The sequence below is a fragment of the Paenibacillus sp. AK002 genome (genome assembly GCF_053903045.1).
The window spans coordinates 4624868-4644860 of sequence record NZ_CP096377.1; the positions used below are offsets into that span (position 1 = coordinate 4624868).

The window sequence follows — 19993 nt, forward strand, 5'->3', positions numbered from 1 at the left end:
ACACGGTACATTCATCGCCGAAACCCCGCATCCTGTCCGGGTTCCTGCCTGTACGCCGGGGCTTTTTGTACATACTCTCGAATTGACAGACAGGAGGGAAACTTTTACAATACGGACTAGAATCACCCAGCGAAAATGAGGAAGCACCCTTTTCGAATCTTGGATGTTCGTTCTTGTTACAATCCACTGATATCTGAAAAGAGGTGCTTTTCTTAATGTATGGAAAACTTCATAGCGCCTGCTTGCACGGCATTGACGGCGTCATCATTCAAGTGGAGGTGGACCTCGCTAACGGGCTGCCGCAAACCGCCATCATCGGGCTGCCCGATTCCTCCATCCGCGAATCCGTCGAGCGAGTACGGGCAGCGATTAAAAACTGCGGTTTTACTTATCCACTGAAACGGGTGACCGTCAATCTTGCCCCTGCTGACCTGCGCAAGGAAGGTTCCTCCTTCGATCTGGCGATCGCCGTCGGCATTTTGCTGACAAGCGAGCAGTGGGCCTTCTCGAATGCCGATCGAATATTGATCATCGGCGAGCTTGCACTCGATGGCACGCTCAGGCCCGTGACGGGAGTTCTTCCGATGGTGGAGCAAGCTCAAAAAGAAGGGTATGCCGGCGTTCTTCTTCCGCGGGAAAATGCGGCGGAAGCAGCTTTAATCGGAGGAATCGAGGTCTATGGGCTCGGTCATTTGAATGAGCTCGTCCCGAATCCACCAGCAGAAACCACTCGCCGTAGTGATGCTGCAGGAGATGGTACTGTTACCGTTTCGCTCTCACAGCTCAGGTATGACCGATCGATGAATGCAAGCAGATCGCAAGAAGGCAGCCATCAGGGCAGGCAGCTTGAAGACTATAGGGACGTGATCGGGCAGCAGCATATCAAACGCGCCCTGACCATCGCCGCGGCCGGCATGCACAATATCCTTCTCATCGGGCCCCCTGGTACCGGTAAAACGATGCTGATGAAGCGCCTCCCGACCATACTTCCGCCGCTGGCCGACCAAGAAGCGTTGACGACAACGAAAATATTCAGCGCTGCCGGGAAGCTAAAGCCCTCCGTTGGACTGATGAAGAGACGTCCCTTCCGCTCTCCCCATCACACCATCTCAGCCGGCGGCCTCATCGGAGGAGGAACCATTCCGAAGCCGGGAGAGGTCAGTCTGGCCCATAAAGGAATTCTGTTCCTGGATGAGCTTCCCGAGTTCTCAAGGCATGTGCTGGAGGTGCTGCGTCAGCCTCTGGAGGATCGTGAAGTGACCATAAGCAGAGCGCGGGCGGTTTTTACCTTCCCGGCGCATTTCATGCTGGCTTGTTCGATGAATCCCTGTCCGTGCGGTTACTACGGCAGCGACCATCCTCATCAGCGATGCACCTGCAGCGTTTCCCGGATCGCCCAATACCGGGCGAAAATCTCGGGCCCCTTGATGGACCGAATCGACCTTCAAGTGGACGTGCCTCGGCCCAAGGAATGGCCGGGAAGCACGCCGCCCCTATCCTCCGAGCACATGCGGGATCAGGTCTATGCGGCACAAGCGATTCAATTGAAACGCTATGACGGGCTCCCATTCAGCTGGAACAGTGAACTGTTCGGCAGCTTTCTGAGAAAACATGCGAGGCTGGACAAGGAGTCGGCAGAGCTCCTGCAAGCAACCATCGATACGCTGGGCCTGAGCATGCGCGCATATGACCGAATCCTAAAGCTGGCCCGAACCATCGCCGATCTCGAGGCATCCGACGGCATCCAAAGCCGGCATGTCGCCGAAGCGATCCAATACCGACAACTGGATCGTCAATATATAGCAACCGAAGAAACCCACCGTTTATGAAATGGAGTCGATACCCCTATGATGATCAGACAGATGACCAATGAAGATCTAAATGACCTTATCGAAATATGGCTAGCCGCTTCCAAAGAGGCCCATCATTTTATTCCGGCCGAGTATTGGGAATCCAAGCAGGGGGACATGCGGGAGGTATACCTCCCGATGGCCGAAACTTATCTATTGGAGGAAACAGGTCAAGTCCGGGGCTTTGTTTCCCTTGTAGGCGAGGATTTAGCGGCATTGTTCATCGATCCAAACCGCCAAAATCAAGGATGCGGAAAAGCCCTTCTTCGCTATGCCATGGACCTTCGAGATACGTTGAAGCTTCGGGTATATGCGGATAACCAAAGGGCACTCCGCTTCTACGCGAAGAACGGTTTTGAACGCCTTGAAGAAACCGTGGATCCCGATACAGGGCAACAAGAGCATATTATGATCTGGCGCAAGAATAAGGACGAGAGGTAGGATAGCATGAGCGTTTCCATATTTCAGCATATTGACACCGTCTTTGTCCCCACGAGGAATATAAAAGCCGCTAAAGAATGGTACACAGGCGTTCTTGGGGGCAGAATCGGCTGGGAGAGCGAGCAAGGGGAGTATCAATGCATTCTGTTCGGACAGACCTCCCTTACCCTTTTCTCAACAGAAGAAGAGAGATACTTTGAACGCCGGCATGCCATGTTTAATTTTTTCGTTCCGAATGTGGAGGACGCATATCGGCATCTGAGGAAACAAAACGTACGGGTCGATACCATCCTGGAATACGGCGCAACCTATTTTACATTCTATGACCTGGACGACAATTGTCTGGAAGTTTGCTCGTATTAAAGAGAACGGCCATCATGCAGAAACAGGTGAGGGATCAAGGAGCCCTCACCTGTTTTTATGGTTATTCTTTTCGATTCGGATCAGATCCAACTTAAAATGCATTCTCGATATGATCCATCGAATCTGCCGTCATGTCTTCCCGGAGCATAACCGAAATGACGTCGAACCGTATCGTCCGTTCATAATAACGCTTCTGGTGAACATACTGCTGGGCCGTGTTTCGGACCTGCATCACTTTGCGGGCGTTCACGGACTCGGAAGGCGTGCCGAAGCGGGTCGTACCGCTCCGACTCCTTACCTCGATCACCACAAGAGTCTTCCCTGTTTCCGCCACGATGTCCAATTCTCCAAAACGGCAGCGCCAGTTCCGGTCCAGAATCCGATATCCTTTTTGAATCAGGGCGGCGGCCGCGAGTTCTTCGGCAGCCGCTCCTTTTTGCTTGCGGTTGTCCTTTTTTCCGGATGGAGAGGTCATGACGGCATCATCCCTCCGTCCTTCGCTTGGCGATCCGCACGATAAACATACGTCAGCACTTCCGCAACCAGCTGGTACAGCTCCTCCGGGATCTGCTGATCCAGATCCAGCTTGGAGAGAATCTCCACCAAGGCTGCGTCTTCCTGCACGGGAACGCCATGCTCTTTGGCTTTATCCAATATAGACTCCGCCAGTTTGCCTTGTCCCTTGGCAACCACAACCGGCGCTTCGCTTTCACCGGGCGTATATTTAAGCGCCACCGCCTTTTTCATCGCAGGGATTGGTCCTTCCTCTTTCTCTAGCTTGCTCATATCCGCATGTCCACCCCTTTATAAACCTGAGGGGTGTATTCGGCTGCCGTTCCCTGCACGGAATCTTCTGCAACCGGCAGCGAATCCAGGGGCAGCGGTTCTGTTTTGACACTGAGCAATTGGTAGCCGATCGACGAAACGGCTTGTGCCAACTCCTGCTTGGTCCCTTCGAACAGCTCCGCGGCAAATGGCTGATCATTCCGAAAGTTAAGGCTGACGATCCGGTCAACAACCTTCACATCGATCAAGGTCGGCCCCAGAAACTTCATGTCCAGGTCGAACAACAGCCTGCAGTTGGTTGCATCCAGCTCGCCTTTGCGGCCTCTGCGGGATTGAATATGTACGGACGCAGTCTGTTCCCCGTCGGCGCCATGCAAAGGTATGAACAGCGTGACCTGTGCGAACGGCGCCGTTCGATCGGTATTCAGCAAAAGCTGCTGGCCCGTTAAATGCTGAACGACCTGCTGAGCCGCTTCCTTCAGCGCCGGAGGCGTATCCTGGCCGGACAGCACCTGAAGCAGTACCCCTTTCAGCGTATCCTGCAGGGCAAGCGACGAATCCCCTGATGGCCCTGAAGCCATGGCGGCCTGATGTACGCCTTGGGTTATTTGCTGCTGCACCGTTGGCGTTACCGGCTGCGTCAAGCCAGGCTGATTCGCGGCGCCGGCCTGAGCATTCGGAACAGCCGGCGCCTGCTGGTTCGCATTCGCCGCATTCCCTGGCGTGGCGGAAGCTCCTGGCGTAATCGCTGCTGCGCCACCGCTGCCAGGGGCAGGAGTGGCGGGCAGGGAAGCTTGGGCAGCCGCAGCAGCGGTTGGCTGGGCTGCGCCCGGAGCCGGTGCAGCCGCGCCAGCTGCCGTTGGAGCAGCTGCCGACGCAGGCACGGCCGCATTCGCTCCGGGCGCGGCAGCGCCGTGAGCCGTGCCCGCAGCCGTGCCGCTTCCGGGCGTCGCCGCAGGCTGCCCGGCTGGCGCTGCCGGCGCGGTGCTGCCCGCACGCGCCGCTTCGCCCGCGGGGCCCGTCCCGGCCCCGCGCAGGGCCTGCTGCTCGTGCTCCGCACCGAGCAGCTTCAAGAGCCGCCCCACCCACGGCTCCGCGCCGGGGGTGGGCGGCTTTGGCGAAGGGCCTGCGGCCCCTTCGCCAAGAGCTGCCGCCGGCCCCGTGGGCACGGCGGCGGGTTGTCCGGCGGCAGGCGCTGTCGTGCCGCCGCTGGCCCATGGCTGCGCGAGCTCGCCGCGCAGCTGCTGCAGCAGGCCCTGCAGCTTGGTCAGCAGCGCCTGCTGACCTGAGCCGGTCTGCGCGGTACCTCCAGCAGCGTTGTTCGCCGCTGCTGCTTGCTGCTGCGCGGCAGCGGTACCCTCTGCGCCAGCTGCCGTCGAAGGCGCAGCGGACGCTGCATTTTTCCCGGCAGCCGCTGCGCCTCCGTTACCGTTGCTTAGAGCAGACGTCAGCTGCTGCTCCAGCGACTGCAGCAGCTGATGCAGCTGGGGTCCGAATACGGCCTGATGCAGTCCCTTTACGCTTTCAGGGCTAATCGGCAGTCCGCGGTGAAACGCGATCGCAGCCGACTCCGCCCATTCCGCAGCCGGGATCTGAGGAGGCTTTACGGCCAAAGCCTCTCGGAACATGGCAATATTGTCCTTCGTCAGGGGAACTCCCGCGTTCTGCATGCCCCGGATCATTTCGCGGTTTTCCTTCGTATCCGGAAGACCCGCAAAATCCAGCACCTCCGCCATGGATGACGGGGACAACGGCTGTCCCGGCGTTTGGCTGAGAGGCTTAAGCACCGCTGTCCCTCCCTCTCCCGGCGGCTGAACCTGCAGCAGAGCCGTTTCCCCGGCTCGGAGCGGCGTTTCCAGCTTCGCTTTCACTTGAACGCCCTGGATCTGCACCACCGCTTCCTGCCCGCCCTCCGATACGTTCATAACGACACCGCGAACGACCTGACCCGGCTTAAGTTCCAACGCTTTGGCGTCTCCCGGCTTCTGCTCGCCCAGGAGTCCGCGAATCAACGATCCGATGTTCACGATAGTTCCTCCCACACCTTCTGTTTACCTTATATATCGGCAGCAGCCCGCCTTTTGACGAGGGCGGGCTGCATCGAAATCTAGAACAAGGACAATTGCTCAATCTCCATATTTTTCAAAAAGCTTCTTCTATGCATGGCGGTAGGTCCGTGCAGCTGCAGCTGTTCCCGGTGAAACTTGGTAGCATAGCCTTTATGTACGGCGATTCCGTATTCCGGATAACGCGCCTCCCATTCCCCCTCGCACAGCCTATCGCGGGTGACCTTGGCTATGATGGAGGCTGCCCCAATGGACTGGCTGTTGGCGTCCCCTTTAATGATGGCACGCTGGGGAATATCGCAATCCACCTTCTCGGCATCAACAAGCAGAAACTGCGGGGGAACGGCCAACTGCTCAATCGCCTTCTTCATCGCAAGTCTTGCGGCTTGTTTGATGTTAATGCGGTCAATCGTTTCCGCATCCACCAAACCGACGCCGACCGCCAACGCCTGCTCCATGATAAGGTCGTAAAGGGTTTCCCGCTTCTTGGCACTGAGTTTCTTCGAATCGTTAATTCCTTCAATGACCAGCCCCTCCGGCATAATGACCGCCGCAGCGACCACATCGCCGAACAAACAGCCGCGGCCGACCTCGTCGATGCCTGCAATATGTATATAACGGCTCCAATACTCTCGCTCGTACATTAATAAATCTGTCATAGGTTTAACCCCTTTGATTCCGAATTACCGTTTGTTTCCTATTCGTTCACACGGTGTATCGCATCTATTCTATCAATCTAGTAACTCTTCTAGAGTATCATACTCGCCAGGGAGCGTCACCCTTTTATCCCGTCCGCATCCCGGCAGGAATGGGTTCGTCCATCGGCGAACCCTCGGTTATAATCCCCGAAAAAAAGAGCCGCCGGCAACGGCAGCTCTTCCCTTTATTCGATTATCGATCCTTGGCTTCAAAGCCCAAGCCGCCATCGCTGACGATCCGAAGCGGCATCCGGCTCATTCAATTCCAGCCCCGAACCGTCAGCCTTTACAGCAAGTGCCCGTCCATCGTGGACCGATCGGATGGTTACCGTATCATCTTCCTGACGTTCCACTCTCCACCGCTGATTGTTATAACCGAGATACGTGTATAACTGAATCCGGTTCTGCCCGGTATCCATATCCAAAGCCTTCCCTTCCGGCGTGCGAATGGAATACGTGCCTTCCTCTCCTGTCGGCACCCATACCCATAGCAGGTTGCCCGTACCCGTTGATTCCTTCACGGTAACGGGTTCGCCGTTTACGGATTTCTCGGTATAGATCGCCTTGTTCACGGCTTCGTTCGTGAAGCTGGTTTTCGTCAGTCGAGCTTCAGACGAATGACGGACGTAGACATTTTGATAGGAAGCCTGTCCGCCAAACACATTGACCCCAAAATGCCCTTCGGCAAATGTCCCGTCCATCACATCGATTACCGTCTTCCCGTCCACGCCGACTTGAATATGCGGACCTTTCGCTTCAATCCTCAGGTGATAGGTTCTTCCCCCTTGGATAAAGCCGGGGACGCTGGCCAGGACTTGACGTTCCTCGAATCGACCTTCGACCATATAGAAGAGCCGAATCGACTTCAATCCAGGGTCCAAATTCAGATAATATCCGCTGCGGCCGTCCCCGCTTGCCCGAAACAGCATGGATCCGGCACCGCCTGCCTCCCCAAGCCGCATGTCTCCCTCGAATCTGAAGTCTCCTGCCTTCTCTTGCGCCATATAATTAGCATCACTCGAATGGCTGCCCCGGATTCCATGCTCGGTAAGGACCCACTTCGAGGCCTTAAGATCCGGTTTCCATCCCGTCAGATTCGTTTTGAATGTTCCGCTCGAGACCAACACGCGGGTGCTCGCCGATATTTTTCCGTTTGGGGTTGAGGCCGTAATGACGGCTTCTCCCGCATTCGCCGCTTTCAATACGGCATGGGTCTCATCGGATGAAACTATCCGGACCGTATCGGGATCGCTGGATGTCCATACCAGAGGTTTCTTCCCGTTGCCCGGGACACGATCCACGGCTGCGTACAACGATTCGGTCTGTCCCTGGGACAGGTCCAACTCGTATGAATCCAACAGGATGCGGGAAGCAGGCTCCGATGGATCAAGAGGCCTCCACACGGAATCCAGTTCATGAACCTTTAGGGATTTCAGCTTCACTTGGCCGCCTTGGGTGTAAAAACTCATCCCCCGTCTGGCTTGATCCGGAAAAATGACGTCCGAGAACACAACCTTTCCATCATTGCCGAACACCTCGACGGAAGATTCATCGACATAAATACGCAGCTTGACCACTCCATCTACGGGGTGCAGCAATGCTTTGTGTTCGGTCGAGAACAAGCTGGAGAAATCCGTGGTTCCCGATGCCGAACGGTCAATGAACATGTGATGCGCGGAGTTGTTATAACCGACCACCGTCTGTTGTTCGCCGCCTTCCCGCAGCCGGAAGCCGAATTCCAGATCGCTGCTGTCTGTCGGAATCTTGACTTCCGCCTCGATTTCAAACGTGCCTGCCTGAATACCCTTTAACACATTCTGCGAGGTCTCCGTCACTTGCCTGTTATTCACATGGATTACCGTATTCCGGAGGGTTTCTAGCTCAGAGATTGGAGACTGGTGCAGACGTATTCCCTCACTCGTCGTTCTGAGCGACAACTCCCTAGGGATGGTCAGCTGACCCTTCCAGCCCGAAGTCGGAAAATTGAAGGGATAATCCCAGTTCGTCATCCATGCCAGCATGATTCTTCGATTGTCCGGCAGGTCGGAGAAGGACATGGAGGCGTAGAATTCCTTGCCCCAATCCGTTTTCAGCACGGTCCCCGCCGTATGATCATTCATAAATTTGCCGTCTGGCGTCACATCGCCGATAAAATATTCCGCATCGGAGCCTTGGGTGTTCGGATTAGCGCCGCTGCTGATCATCAACACCCATTTGCGCTGACCGGAGCCGTCCACGGCAAGCTGAAACAGATCCGGGCATTCCCACACGCCTCCACGGATATATTCCCCATACCCGAAACGGTCCGTTAAGGTCCAATCGACAAGATTGTCGGAGATATAGAAGCGGATATGGTCTCCCCCTGATACCACCATGATCCAGCGGTTGTTGGCTTCATCCCGAACCACTTTGGGATCGCGAAAATCCCATCCTCCCGGATCCTCGCCCTGTTTGCCCGGGTTCTCGATGAGGATCGGCCGTTCCTTCGAATACGTCCAGGTCCGTCCGTGATCGGTGCTGTAAGCAAGTCCGATCTTCTGATTTCCGCCCGGCCGATCAGGATTGAAGGATGTGTAGTAGGCAATGAGTCCTTTGCCTCCGGAATCCCCGAACAGACCTGAAGCGTTCGTTGTATCGGCAACGGCGGAACCCGACCAGACATGTCCGAGATCGTTCCAAGGCAGCGCGATCGGCAGCCTGTTCCAATGCACCAGATCCCGGCTTACCGCATGCGCCCACTGGCCTCCGTCCTGATGGAAGAGATGATACTCCCCTTCGAAATAGACCAATCCGTTCGGATCGCTTGCCGAGCCTCGGATTGGGCTATAATGATACTGCGGGCGGTATTCCTCCGTATAATAATCCGCCATTGGGGTTACGTACACGTCCTGAAAGTATGCCGTTCCGGACTTTACCTTCATCCCGATCGATCCGCCCGCGTAACTACTGTCGGATACGCGGATCGCAGCGGGTTCGTAACCATCTACAGCGATTTGAATGCTGTCTTCGGAGACGTGGATCTCCACATGATGCGCACTTGTGGGCAGGCTTGGGTAGGTACGGCTCGATGCGCCGATCACCTTTCCATCCGAAGTTTCCAGCGTTACCCGCACCTGATCATCCTCTCTCCTGAATACGGCCTCGTATCCCTCCGTTCCTTGATCGTTCCCTCTCCAATAGAACCCCGCTTCAGCCTGTCCCCCTAAGGTGATATTGCCTTCCAGCACATAATCCGCAGCCGCATTCTTATAGATCTTGTGGGCTTCGTGCCCCTCCGATGCCGACCCCTTAAGCCCTTTGATGTCAGGCTGCCATTCCCCGCTCGTAGCTGCCGGACCGAACAGGTTGCCTTTCCACTCGCTCACCTTGATATTCTGAAAGAGGGCGGAGCCGTCCCACACATGAAGACCCAGGTATCCTGTGGAATAAGCCGTATCATCGACTTCAATCATCGGTTCATATTGGCTTCCCCAATATACCTTGATATTGCCGCCTACCACCTTGACCTTAAGGTGAACGATTTCCCCTTGGCTCAATGCGACCGCTTTTTCCACCTTCAATCTTCCCTTCCCTTCGCGGGCATCCTTGAGGCGAACCAAACCTGCGCTGGGCACGATTTGCAGCATATACGACGACCAGCCGTCATCGCTTGAACGAAAGACCAGCGAAGCATCTGCTTGCATATTCGTAATCATCACATCGGCTTCATAGACAAAATCATCCGCTCTGGTTGCGGAGATTGCCGCTGCATTCTCACTTGAATCGGAGCTAAGCCGTAAACCTTCTGCCGTTTGTTCCATTCTGCCGCTGCCTTTCAACTGCCACCCCTCGAGGTTGGTATTTACATTGGATGCGCTTTCAAAAATGTCGGTTTCTCCTTTCTCCTTTAAAACTGCATTCTCTTCTTGGATCGCTGACGCCGCCCATGCCGAACCCGGAATGACGCTTGTCGCCAGCAACAAGGTCATCGTGATCGCAGACATCGTGCGCAGCAACACCGTATGTATGCCTTGCGATAATTTCATATATCCACCTCTTTTCGGTTTCTTTACCAAGCGTTATATTAGGGAGGAACAGCCCGAACAATCGGACTGTTCACCTAATGACGAGCCTGTTTAGGATTGCGAATCTTGCCATGCCCGGATTCCCAGAGACAATGCCCCGCATAACCCAGACTGGGTGCCTAATAATGGGGGAACTATATAATTCTCGATATCATGTACAATTTCGTCGGCAAGCACATATCCGTTCAAATTACGCCTCACTTCTGCACGAATGAGGGGATACAGCTGGGCTTGCTGCATAACGCCGCCGCCCAGTATGATCTTCTCGGGGGAATTCGTCAGAATCAGTCCAGTTATGGACTGCGCTAAATAATAGGCTTCGATTTCCCAAGCCGGATGGTCTGCGGGCAGCAGATCCCCTTTCAATCCCCATCGGGCTTCAAGCGCCGGACCAGCTGCCAATCCTTCCAAGCAATCGCCATGGTAAGGACAGGTTCCTCCAAACGCATCTTCGGGATGGCGTTTCACGGGAACATGCCCGCCTTCCGGATGTACCAATCCATGAACCAGCCGACCTTCGGTATAAAGGCCGATCCCAAAACCTGTACCTACCGTATAATACGCGCAGCTGTTCAGCCCCTTGGCTGCTCCCCAAGTCGCCTCTCCCAAAGCAGCTGCATTGACATCCGTATCCCAGCCATAGGGAATATCCATATGCGACTTCATCTTACCGAGAACATTGATCTGCGACCATCCATGTTTCGGTGTTGACGTTACATACCCGTATGTCGGGCTGTCCAGCTTCAGATCGATGGGTCCAAACGACCCGATGCCGATGGCTTCTACCGCATGATCCTGGAAATAGGAAATGGCTCTGGATAATGTGCCTTCCGGCTGTCCTGTCGGAAAGCTGATGCGTTCCTCGACGATTCCGTCTTCATTTCCGATACCGCAGACAAATTTGGTGCCGCCCGCTTCCATTGCTCCAATACGCATAACGCCGAATCTCCTTATTACTCATTCATATTGCTTTAGCTGGCCACCAGGTGAAGAAAACTCATAGACATGCAGGGACTCTATAACCTTCCGTTCATCATCGGCAAATACGGTTATTCCCGTTGAAGGAGGATCAGGATAAATCAAATCCGTGATCACCGCCTGCCCGCGATCCGCGAACAGTTCCACGGACGAACGATCCACGAAAATCCGCATCTCCAGCATAGAGCCCGATGTCTGAAGCAGGGCCGTATGTTTGCCCGGGAAATCCTTATGGAAATCCGCCTGCCCTGAACGGCTGCGATCCACGTAAACCTCGGCAGACCCCGCATCCCAACCGACCAAGGTCTCTTGCTCTAATCCTGTCCTTACTTTCAAACCAAGCGAAAATGCTGCATCAAAGCGGACAAGGATCTCGCAGCTCTCCAGCCGCACAGCGGCTAAACGGGCTGCAGCTTCATCCACAGCGATATCATGTAAGGAAAGCAACTCGGTGCGGTGGGCTTCCATTTCGCGAACCGGCTGCTGCGTTACCGTAACTTCGCCTTCCAGCGTCTCCAGCTTGAGTTCACGCACCAAGGTCATGGCCCCCCTCCAACCATCCGTTGGCGTGAGGTTTGCGTATTTCCAATTGCTCATCCAGCCGATGAACAGCCTTCTGCCATCCGCTGCCGGAATGTCCGACCAGCTGACCCCGGCATAGTTATCTCTGCCGTAATCCAGCCACCGCACTTCACCTTTGGAGCGTTCATCCGGCATAAACGTTGTCCCGTCAAAGTCTCCAATGAAATATTGCGTCCTGGAGCCCTCGACGTAGGCCGGATCATCGCCAATGCTGACAAGCATGACCCATCGCACTCCACCGTCTTCCGTTGCAAGGGGGAACAGGTCCGGACATTCCCAGACTCCATCGTGAAATCCGATGCCCTCTCCAAACTCGCTGGCAAATACCCATTCCTTTAAGTTTGAAGATCGATAGAGACATACCGTCTGCCCGCATGCCACAATCATCACCCACTGCGATGACGGCTCATGCCAGAACACTTTGGGATCCCGAAAATCAACATAGCTGTCATGGCCAAGGACCGGATTGCCTTCATACTTCGTCCAGGTTCTTCCTTCGTCCTTGCTGTACGCCAGGCTTTGGTACTGAATCATTTGCTGTGCGCCCGGCACATCATGGTGGTGCGTGAAGATCGCCACAAGCCCGGGCCCTTCATCGAAAAATCCGCTGGTGTTGTTCCAGTCCACAACCGCACTGCCTGAGAAGATCGTGCCATGCTCATCCGGCGCTAACGCAATGGGGAGCTCTTCCCAGAAGACCAGATCCTTGCTGACCGCATGCCCCCAGTGCATGGGTCCCCATGTGGTGCCAAATGGGTGATGCTGATAAAACAAATGGTATTCCCCATTAAAATAGACCATGCCGTTTGGATCATTCATCCAGTTCTTTTGGGGTGAAAAATGGTAAGCATTTCGATAGTTTTGCTGTTCCGTGTTCGTCATTTGTGATCTCCTTCATTATCGTTATCATGGGTTTACGGCCGTACTTCAACGATATGCATGAACGGCCGCTGCATTCCACACGGTTACTTCATGTTTCTGTCGTAACCCGTTTGTTTGATCGTCAGCCACTCCTGAAGTCCGAGTCGATCCAATTCCTTCAGATAAGCATCCCATTCCTGATCTGCTTTTCCATTCTGGTACCATTCGGTGCGCATTCTTTCCAGGTAAGGGAACAAGTCCGCTTCAATCGTGGATAAGCGATCCAACTCGTCGATGGAGAAGAACACTTTCGGGTATGTATTCTCTGCTTTCATGTGCGGTACCATGACGTCTTTCATGAGTTTGAGCCTCCACGCCGCATCATCCGGCATCGTGGTGTATTTTCCATAATACTCGTCCAGGATCGCAAGCGGCCCCGCGATGCTTGTTTTTTGTCTAAGCTCTACCGGAGCCGTGCCTTCAAGCGGAAGGTGCTTCAGCATCCCTTTGGCTTCATCCAGCTCAAAAATATTCTGCTGGGTGTCGTCGCCGTAAGTTCCCCAGTTGTTCTGAACCGATTGGAGCGGTTCATACATGGCATCAATCCATTTGGCCGTTTCTTCCAGCTTCTTGTTGCTGCTGGTAATGACCAATCTTCCCCGATCCAGGCCGATTCCGTTCGTCCTCGTTACATTGATCTCGCCGGTTGGCCCTGCAAGCGGCGGCATCAGGTCATACGTATCATTCATGCCCGTGATGTTGGCTTTATCCCACGTAAAATACATGCCGTACCGATGGTCTTTTCCCTTGGCCAGGTAGGTATTCCAATCCTGCTGGAATGCTTCGATGTCGATTAATCCCTCTTCATATAATTCGTTAATGAATGCTATGGCTTCCTTATACCCTTCCTCTGCGGCGGTGAACACCACCTTGCCGTCATCCGTAACAACGGTGTGATCCCAGTTCTCGCCCAAGCCGAATGAAGCAAACAGGAATGTCAGATCCTCCCCGCCCGGTTTATTAATGAAGGAAAGCGGTATTTCGTCAGCCTGCCCGTTGCCGTTCGGATCTTGGGTTTTGAACGCTTTTAATACGGTTTTCAGCTCTTCCGTCGTAGTTGGCATGTCCAGTCCCAAGGCGTCGAGCCACTCCACGTTAATCCAGGGGAAGTTATCCACCGATTGAATCCGCTCTTTCCCTGAGCCCAACTCCTCGATCCATGGGAAGGAATAAATATGCCCATCCGGCGCCGTAATCATGTTGACGTATTCCGGCGCCTCCTCCAGCACCTTTTTCAGATTGGGCATATGCTGTTCGATTAAATCCTCAACGGGAATGATGACTCCGTCCTTTGCCAGCTTCAGCAGATCATAATCTCCGTACCCCGCATCAAAGATGGCATCGGGCAAATCTCCGCTCGCTACGGCCAGATTGCGTTTTTCCGCAAATACATCGCTGGTATAATTCTTCCACTGGATGTGAATGCCCGTTTTCTCCTCCAGGCGCTTGTTGATCAGCTTCTCGTTAGGGTCAGCAGGCGCTAGCGGCGAACTTTGCGTCAGGACGTTCAGGGTGACTTTACCGTCCGGCGACTCATTTGAGGCTTCCCCGCCCTTGCCGCACCCGGACAAGAGCAGCACGGCCGCCAGAGCTGTCAGGGTTACCGCTTTTTTACGGTTATGTTTCTTGGATCTCTTCGTATTCATATCAATGACCTCCCGAATCCTGTATTTGGATAACTATGTTGAAGGCGGCCCGCTATTTGAGAGAGCCTACCATAACACCTTTCTCGAAGTACTTTTGGAAGAACGGATACATAATCAATAGCGGAAGGCTGGATATCACGATCGCCGAATATTTAATCATTTCCGAGAGCCGTTTCAGCTCCGCCATCGCAAGCTGGTCGCTGATCATGCCCGGCGCAGCCTGGTTTTGTATGAGAATCGATCGCAGAACGAGCTGCAGCGGGTGCAGCTTGGGATCATCCAGATAGATCATGGCATCGAAGAATGCGTTCCACTGGCCCACGAAGGCATACAGCGCGAGCACAAAGATGATGGGCTTGGATAGCGGCAGTACGATCCGGACAAAGATTTTCATATCGGAAGCCCCATCCACATTGGCTGCCTCCTTCAATTCATTAGGCACCCCTTTGAAGAAGGTTCGGGACAAAATGATGTTCCATACATTCACCGCGCCGGGGATGATCACGGCCCATACCGTATTGAGCATGCCAAGCTCCCTTACAAGCAAATACGTAGGGATCAGTCCGCCTCCGAAAAAAATGGTGATAATGAACAACGTCATGAAAAAATGGCGTCCGGCCAGCCGGTTCTCCGAAAGTGCGTATCCCGCACAGACCGAAACCGTTACCGTGAGAAGCGCAAAGGCTGTCGAATACAAAACGGCATTGCCAAATCCGCGGAGCATCGCGGGATTGGACAGAATCATCTGATATCCTTCCAGGCTCCAATCGGAGATTTTAAAAGACAGTCCTTGATTCAGCAGAACGGTGGGATCCATGAACGAGGCCACCACAATGTAAACCAAGGGTACGACAACGACCAGTACGGCAAGCGTTAAAAAGATCGCATTTAATGACAACAGGAAACGGTCGAAGCGTGAATGTTTGACGGCCATGAGTATGACTCCTTTCCTAGTAGAGGCCTTCGCCTTCATTGAGTTTTCTGACAATAAAGTTCACCGTTACGAGCAAAATGACATTGATGACGGAGTTGAATAAACCAACGGCTGCCGAGTATGCATAATCGCCTGACTGCAATCCGACCTTGTACACATAGGTAGCGATAATCTCCGAAGTAGGAAGATTCATCGAGGTTTGCATCAGATAAGCTTTCTCAAAGCCTATGGACATAATGCCTCCTGCCGCCAGTATGAAGACGATTGCCATAATCGGCCTAATCGTAGGCAGATCGATATGTCGGATGCGCTGGAGTAAATTAGCTCCGTCCAGACTGGCCGCGTTATGCAGTTCCGGGTCCACATTCGCAAGAGCAGCCACATAGATGATGGAGGCCCATCCGGCACCCTGCCATATATCCGATAGAATATAGATCCACCTGAAGTATTCCGGCTGCGACATAAACATCAGCGGACTTCCCGTCATCCAAATGACCAATTGATTGATCGGCCCCGTCGGGGACAAGAAGATAAACAGCATCCCGACAATGACGACCACCGAGATGAAATTGGGCGCGTACAGAAACAGCTGAATATTTTTCTTGATTGCCGCTTTGCGAACCTGGTTTAACATGAGCGCAAGCAGGATCGGCACCGGAAAGCTAAAGATAAGACCAAAAAAACTCAATTTAAGCGTATTCATAAAAATGACGTCAAAATTTGGCGAGGCGATGAATTTTTCAAAATGCTTGAGCCCGACCCACTCGCTCCCGAGGATTCCTTTAATGGGGCTGAAATCCTTAAATGCAATAACGGCACCATACATCGGAACGTACTTGAAAATAAGGGTCAATATAAGTGCCGGAGCCAGCAGTATGTATAGAAAATAATTTTTCTTGATGAAAGCGAGCGTTCGCCCTGCGGAGCTCCGTCCCCTGATTACCCCTGCCCCCTGATTGGCTGGTTCCACTGAATGTCTCAAACCTGTTCCCCCGTTCTTTCTAGAGAAGTTTACATATTGCTTACAGAAAAGGCTTTCATTTTTCACTTATGTTGAATATCGCTTTTACAATTTATCAAATGATGTAACATCAGTCAATAGTATTTGTAAAAATAAATTTGTGCAATTGACAACACTATTTGTTCATTTATTTCCCCTTCCTGTCATAAAAATGAGCAGCACAAGCTGTTTTCCTTATAAAGTCGGAAGTGTTTATTATTTTTTCCTTGTTAGATGATGTTTCTGCCAATATAAATAAATGGAAACCAGAAATATAACTCAACCTCTTCTGTTTAAATGTTAAATAGATTGTGCATTTGTAAAGTTGAGGTTGCTATTTGGGCTAATCTATTATACATTTGATTTAAGATATTCAGAGGTCATTAGCGACTGGAAGAAACAGCGGACCTTCGTATGAACTTGATCATTTGAGGTGAAATCAGATACATGACGAAAGAAAAAGTCACAATTCAAGATATTGCCGATGCACTGGGGATCTCCAGAAACACGGCATCCAAGGCTCTGAACGGGAGCGAAAGTATTCCGGACGAGACGCGCAGCAAGGTTATCCGAAAAGCGATTGAACTGAAATACAAACAATTTGCTTTCATGGAGACGGACAATCTGCTGACCAAAAACCCGGGAAACATCGCTCTTCTGACGGCGAATCTTCCAAGCACCTCCCACTTTGGCTCGCGATTAATCAGTGGGCTTGAGAAACGAATCAGCGCGGAAGGATATAACCTGTCCATTCATATTGTCCGCGACATCGATCGAAGCTCTCGGACGCTGCCTAACAATTTTGAATCCTCCAAAGTGGATGGCATCATATGTATCGAGTTATTTGATATGGAATACAGCAAGGAGCTCACAAGCCTGGGCCTGCCTACCGTATTTATCGATTGTGCCGCTGACATGTTCTACCCGGACTTGCAGGCGGATTTGCTTCTGATGGAGAATGAACACAGCACCTGTCACATGACCAAGCTGCTCATTGAGCAGGGCAACGCGTCTTTGGGATTCATCGGGGACATCCAGCACTGCAAGAGCTTTAATGAACGCTGGGTGGGATTTAATCGGGCTTTGACCGAGATGGGGGTCCGGCTGGATCCGGAACAGTGTGTCCTAAACCCGGACCGTGAGTTTTTCTCCGAGTCCGACTGGATGGAGAAGCGGCTGAAACAGATGAAACAGTTGCCGTCCGCTTTTGTATGCGCCAATGATTTTATTGCGGTCAATGTGATGAAAGCCTTGAAGCATAGCCATATCGCCATCCCCGGCGACATTGCCGTATGCGGATTCGATAATGCGCCTGAATCGCGCATCGTTGAACCCCATTTATCAACGGTACATATCTATAGCGATGAAATGGGAATTGCTGCGGCTAACATGCTGTTGTCACGGGTGAAAGAACCGGCACTGCCCTATCAAGTCACCCATATCCAAACAAAGCCGATCTTCAGGGCATCTACCGAAAAAACAGACTAGTTTTATCCTTTTTAAGAAAAAAGAACCGTTCTGCCGGTATTCGGCTGAACGGTTCTTTCGGTTTAATGGGGTTGGAGAGGCATTGCATTCTCCCTTTAACGAATCAATAAGGCGATTCCATGGAATATCGCCCAAGCTTCCCTGCGCGAAGCTCACGCAGGAATAGGCTCGAGGCTTTTTCCAGATCGACTCTTCCGCCGCTTACGATACAGCCGCGTTTTCTTCCGATCGCCTCCATGACCGCGACGATTTCATCCGGGTTGTCCAGATCCGTCGGGCGCTCCTTCAGGTCAAAGCGCTCGCTCATCGTTTCCCAGTAATAGTTGGCGAAATATTTGATCGAAAAAAAGGCAATATCCTCTACGTTCAATATTTCCTCTTTGATGGCACCGGTTACCGCTAAGCGGTATCCTACATTCTGATCCTCGAATTTCGGCCACAGAATACCCGGGGTATCCAGCAATTCCATCTCACCGCCGGCAACCTTGATCCACTGCTGCCCTTTCGTGACGCCCGGACGGTCTCCCGTCTCCGCGATGTTACGGCCGGCAAGCCGGTTAATCAGCGTGGATTTACCTACATTCGGTATGCCTACAATCAACACGCGCATCGCTCGCGGGTTCATGCCCTTGGCGATTTGTTTGTCGATCTTCTCTTTCAGCAGCAGCTTAATCTGGTTCGGAATATCCTTAACGCCTGTCCCCGTGGATGCATCGACGGGAAAAGCCGTCAGTCCGTCTTTTTTAAAATAGGCCTGCCATTGCCTTGTAACCTCAGGATCGGCCAAATCGGCTTTATTCATAATAACGAGCCGCGGCTTGCCCTGCAAAATCTCGTCGATCATCGGATTTCGGCTTGAGAGCGGAAGCCTCGCATCGATCAGTTCTATAACGGCATCGATCAGCTTCAGCTTCTCCTGAATTTGACGGCGCGCTTTGGTCATATGTCCAGGAAACCATTGTATTGTCAAACGTCGTCACCTCTACTTTGCTCTGCAAACTTTCATCGTTTCTATAGCGCCATGCGGCTGGCTAATGGTTGATGAGCCCTATGTCTTTAATCGGCCAGAAAATCAAGTCTGCTCGACCGATAATATCCCCCAAAGGAACATATCCTATCATTCGGGAGTCGGTACTGTTGGAGCGGTTATCCCCCATCACGAACACATGGCCCTCCGGGACAACGCCGTCCTGAACAAACGAGTTCGGAAAATCCGTGTTATTGTATAATCGATTTTCAGCATGGGCTTGATCAATTGCTTCCTGTATGTAGGTTTCATTCACAGGTTCCCCGTTGACAAGCACTTTATCGCCTTCCACTTTAACCGTATCACCGGCAACCGCGATCACGCGTTTAATGAAATCCCTTCCCTCGTCAGGAACATGGAACACGATAACTTCGCCACGCTCGGGTTTGCGGATATCATATAAAATCTCGTTGACGATCAGCTTCTGATTCGAAACAAAGTTAGGTTCCATCGATGGTCCCTGCACAATAAACGGTTTAAAGAGAAGCCAGCGAATGAGAACGACGAGAACCAGAGCAATGAGAAGAGCCTTCAGCCATTCTACAAGCTCGTTCTTAGCCTTTTTGGCGGGTTTCCCCACGTTGGTTTCAATGGCCTCCTGGTGTTGATCTTTCTCCATAATCCACCGTCCTTCCCTATAGATCGCTTTCGCATGATAACGATTTTTGGATATACAAAAGGGGCTTGTATATACGCACAAGCCCCCTTTTACCGCCGCCTTGTAATTAACGACGAATTTCTTTAATTCTCGCTGCTTTACCGCGCAGTTCACGAAGATAATAAAGCTTCGCACGACGCACTTTACCACGGCGAGCCACTTCGATTTTATCGATTTTAGGCGAGTTGATTGGGAAAGTTCTTTCCACACCAACACCGTAAGAAATTTTACGAACAGTAAAAGTCTCACTGATTCCGCCACCGCGACGTTTAATTACTACACCTTCAAACAACTGGATACGCTCACGAGTTCCCTCGATAACCTTAACGTGTACTTTTAAAGTATCACCAGGACGAAAGCTCGGAATATCTTTACGAAGTTGTTCTTGAGTAATCGCTTGAACGATATTCATCTAGGACTCCCTCCTCTCACACAGGTGTTCTTGCATCTTCCGGAAACTCTATGTATTTCCTTCATTATCCGCAGCGGAC

The 19993-nt window shown here is 52.5% G+C and carries 17 protein-coding genes; 4 read left to right on the forward strand and 13 right to left on the reverse strand.

What is annotated here, in order from left to right; all coding sequences use genetic code 11:
- The first annotated feature begins 215 nt into the window (after positions 1 to 215).
- Genes M1D70_RS20490 through M1D70_RS20500 form a run of 3 tightly spaced genes read left to right on the forward strand, consistent with a single transcriptional unit; the run spans position 216 to position 2654 of the window.
- On the forward strand, positions 216 to 1829 hold the full coding sequence (locus M1D70_RS20490) for a YifB family Mg chelatase-like AAA ATPase (RefSeq protein ID WP_456287783.1): 1614 nt from the start codon (positions 216 to 218) through the stop codon (positions 1827 to 1829).
- Between the two features lie 18 nt (positions 1830 to 1847).
- A complete protein-coding gene (locus M1D70_RS20495) occupies positions 1848 to 2291 on the forward strand; it encodes an N-acetyltransferase (RefSeq protein WP_456287784.1) in 444 nt (147 codons plus the stop codon).
- Positions 2292 to 2297: 6 nt separating this feature from the next.
- Complete coding sequence (locus tag M1D70_RS20500) at positions 2298 to 2654, forward strand: VOC family protein (RefSeq protein WP_009594720.1); 357 nt, start codon at positions 2298 to 2300, stop codon at positions 2652 to 2654.
- Positions 2655 to 2745: 91 nt separating this feature from the next.
- Here the strand turns inward: M1D70_RS20500 and M1D70_RS20505 are convergent, their stop codons facing one another.
- From M1D70_RS20505 to M1D70_RS20550, 10 genes are all read right to left on the reverse strand, one after another.
- Entirely contained in the window at positions 2746 to 3129 is a 384-nt protein-coding gene (locus M1D70_RS20505; RefSeq protein WP_009594711.1) for a YraN family protein, read from the reverse strand.
- Entirely contained in the window at positions 3126 to 3440 is a 315-nt protein-coding gene (locus M1D70_RS20510; protein WP_456287785.1) for an EscU/YscU/HrcU family type III secretion system export apparatus switch protein, read from the reverse strand. Before M1D70_RS20510 ends, M1D70_RS20505 begins: the two co-directional genes overlap by 4 nt.
- The gene (locus M1D70_RS20515) at positions 3437 to 5467 is read right to left on the reverse strand and encodes a hypothetical protein (RefSeq protein ID WP_456287786.1); all 2031 of its coding nucleotides are present in this window, start codon (positions 5465 to 5467) and stop codon (positions 3437 to 3439) included. Before M1D70_RS20515 ends, M1D70_RS20510 begins: the two co-directional genes overlap by 4 nt.
- A gap of 80 nt (positions 5468 to 5547) precedes the next feature.
- On the reverse strand, positions 5548 to 6165 hold the full coding sequence (locus M1D70_RS20520) for a ribonuclease HII (protein WP_009590921.1): 618 nt from the start codon (positions 6163 to 6165) through the stop codon (positions 5548 to 5550).
- Between the two features lie 248 nt (positions 6166 to 6413).
- Positions 6414 to 10229 (reverse strand): GH32 C-terminal domain-containing protein, encoded by a 3816-nt coding sequence (locus M1D70_RS20525; RefSeq protein ID WP_456287787.1) that lies wholly within the window; start codon positions 10227 to 10229, stop codon positions 6414 to 6416.
- 90 nt (positions 10230 to 10319) lie between these two features.
- Positions 10320 to 11204: an ROK family protein gene (locus M1D70_RS20530; RefSeq protein ID WP_456287788.1), complete on the reverse strand. Its 885-nt coding sequence runs from the start codon at positions 11202 to 11204 to the stop codon at positions 10320 to 10322.
- Positions 11205 to 11225: 21 nt separating this feature from the next.
- Complete coding sequence (locus M1D70_RS20535; RefSeq protein ID WP_456287789.1) at positions 11226 to 12710, reverse strand: glycoside hydrolase family 32 protein; 1485 nt, start codon at positions 12708 to 12710, stop codon at positions 11226 to 11228.
- An 83-nt stretch (positions 12711 to 12793) separates the two neighbouring features.
- The gene (locus tag M1D70_RS20540; RefSeq protein ID WP_456287790.1) at positions 12794 to 14395 is read right to left on the reverse strand and encodes an ABC transporter substrate-binding protein; all 1602 of its coding nucleotides are present in this window, start codon (positions 14393 to 14395) and stop codon (positions 12794 to 12796) included.
- Positions 14396 to 14447: 52 nt separating this feature from the next.
- On the reverse strand, positions 14448 to 15329 hold the full coding sequence (locus tag M1D70_RS20545; protein WP_009590918.1) for a carbohydrate ABC transporter permease: 882 nt from the start codon (positions 15327 to 15329) through the stop codon (positions 14448 to 14450).
- A gap of 16 nt (positions 15330 to 15345) precedes the next feature.
- On the reverse strand, positions 15346 to 16269 hold the full coding sequence (locus M1D70_RS20550; RefSeq protein WP_085981264.1) for an ABC transporter permease: 924 nt from the start codon (positions 16267 to 16269) through the stop codon (positions 15346 to 15348).
- Positions 16270 to 16776: 507 nt separating this feature from the next.
- On the opposite strand from M1D70_RS20550, the gene M1D70_RS20555 reads away from it, so the two are divergent.
- A complete protein-coding gene (locus M1D70_RS20555; protein ID WP_456287791.1) occupies positions 16777 to 17817 on the forward strand; it encodes a LacI family DNA-binding transcriptional regulator in 1041 nt (346 codons plus the stop codon).
- Between the two features lie 103 nt (positions 17818 to 17920).
- Here the strand turns inward: M1D70_RS20555 and ylqF are convergent, their stop codons facing one another.
- The 3 genes from ylqF to rplS form a co-directional block, all read right to left on the reverse strand.
- Positions 17921 to 18787, reverse strand: coding sequence for a ribosome biogenesis GTPase YlqF (ylqF, locus tag M1D70_RS20560; protein ID WP_456287792.1), 867 nt, complete (start codon positions 18785 to 18787; stop codon positions 17921 to 17923).
- A gap of 61 nt (positions 18788 to 18848) precedes the next feature.
- On the reverse strand, positions 18849 to 19463 hold the full coding sequence (lepB, locus tag M1D70_RS20565) for a signal peptidase I (RefSeq protein ID WP_036663956.1): 615 nt from the start codon (positions 19461 to 19463) through the stop codon (positions 18849 to 18851).
- 106 nt (positions 19464 to 19569) lie between these two features.
- The gene (rplS, locus tag M1D70_RS20570; protein ID WP_015736355.1) at positions 19570 to 19914 is read right to left on the reverse strand and encodes a 50S ribosomal protein L19; all 345 of its coding nucleotides are present in this window, start codon (positions 19912 to 19914) and stop codon (positions 19570 to 19572) included.
- Between the last annotated feature and the right edge of the window lie 79 nt (positions 19915 to 19993).

Bases quoted from the DNA above. Each gene is read 5' to 3' on its own strand.
- M1D70_RS20490 (WP_456287783.1), top strand. From the start codon at position 216: ATGTATGGAAAACTTCATAGCGCCTGCTTGCACGGCATTGACGGCGTC.
- M1D70_RS20495 (WP_456287784.1), top strand. From the start codon at position 1,848: ATGATGATCAGACAGATGACCAATGAAGATCTAAATGACCTTATCGAA.
- M1D70_RS20500 (WP_009594720.1), top strand. From the start codon at position 2,298: ATGAGCGTTTCCATATTTCAGCATATTGACACCGTCTTTGTCCCCACG.
- M1D70_RS20505 (WP_009594711.1), bottom strand. From the start codon at position 3,129: ATGACCTCTCCATCCGGAAAAAAGGACAACCGCAAGCAAAAAGGAGCG.
- M1D70_RS20510 (WP_456287785.1), bottom strand. From the start codon at position 3,440: ATGAGCAAGCTAGAGAAAGAGGAAGGACCAATCCCTGCGATGAAAAAG.
- M1D70_RS20520 (WP_009590921.1), bottom strand. From the start codon at position 6,165: ATGACAGATTTATTAATGTACGAGCGAGAGTATTGGAGCCGTTATATA.
- M1D70_RS20525 (WP_456287787.1), bottom strand. From the start codon at position 10,229: ATGAAATTATCGCAAGGCATACATACGGTGTTGCTGCGCACGATGTCT.
- M1D70_RS20530 (WP_456287788.1), bottom strand. From the start codon at position 11,204: ATGCGTATTGGAGCAATGGAAGCGGGCGGCACCAAATTTGTCTGCGGT.
- M1D70_RS20535 (WP_456287789.1), bottom strand. From the start codon at position 12,710: ATGACGAACACGGAACAGCAAAACTATCGAAATGCTTACCATTTTTCA.
- M1D70_RS20540 (WP_456287790.1), bottom strand. From the start codon at position 14,395: ATGAATACGAAGAGATCCAAGAAACATAACCGTAAAAAAGCGGTAACC.
- M1D70_RS20545 (WP_009590918.1), bottom strand. From the start codon at position 15,329: ATGGCCGTCAAACATTCACGCTTCGACCGTTTCCTGTTGTCATTAAAT.
- M1D70_RS20555 (WP_456287791.1), top strand. From the start codon at position 16,777: ATGACGAAAGAAAAAGTCACAATTCAAGATATTGCCGATGCACTGGGG.
- lepB (WP_036663956.1), bottom strand. From the start codon at position 19,463: ATGGAGAAAGATCAACACCAGGAGGCCATTGAAACCAACGTGGGGAAA.
- rplS (WP_015736355.1), bottom strand. From the start codon at position 19,914: ATGAATATCGTTCAAGCGATTACTCAAGAACAACTTCGTAAAGATATT.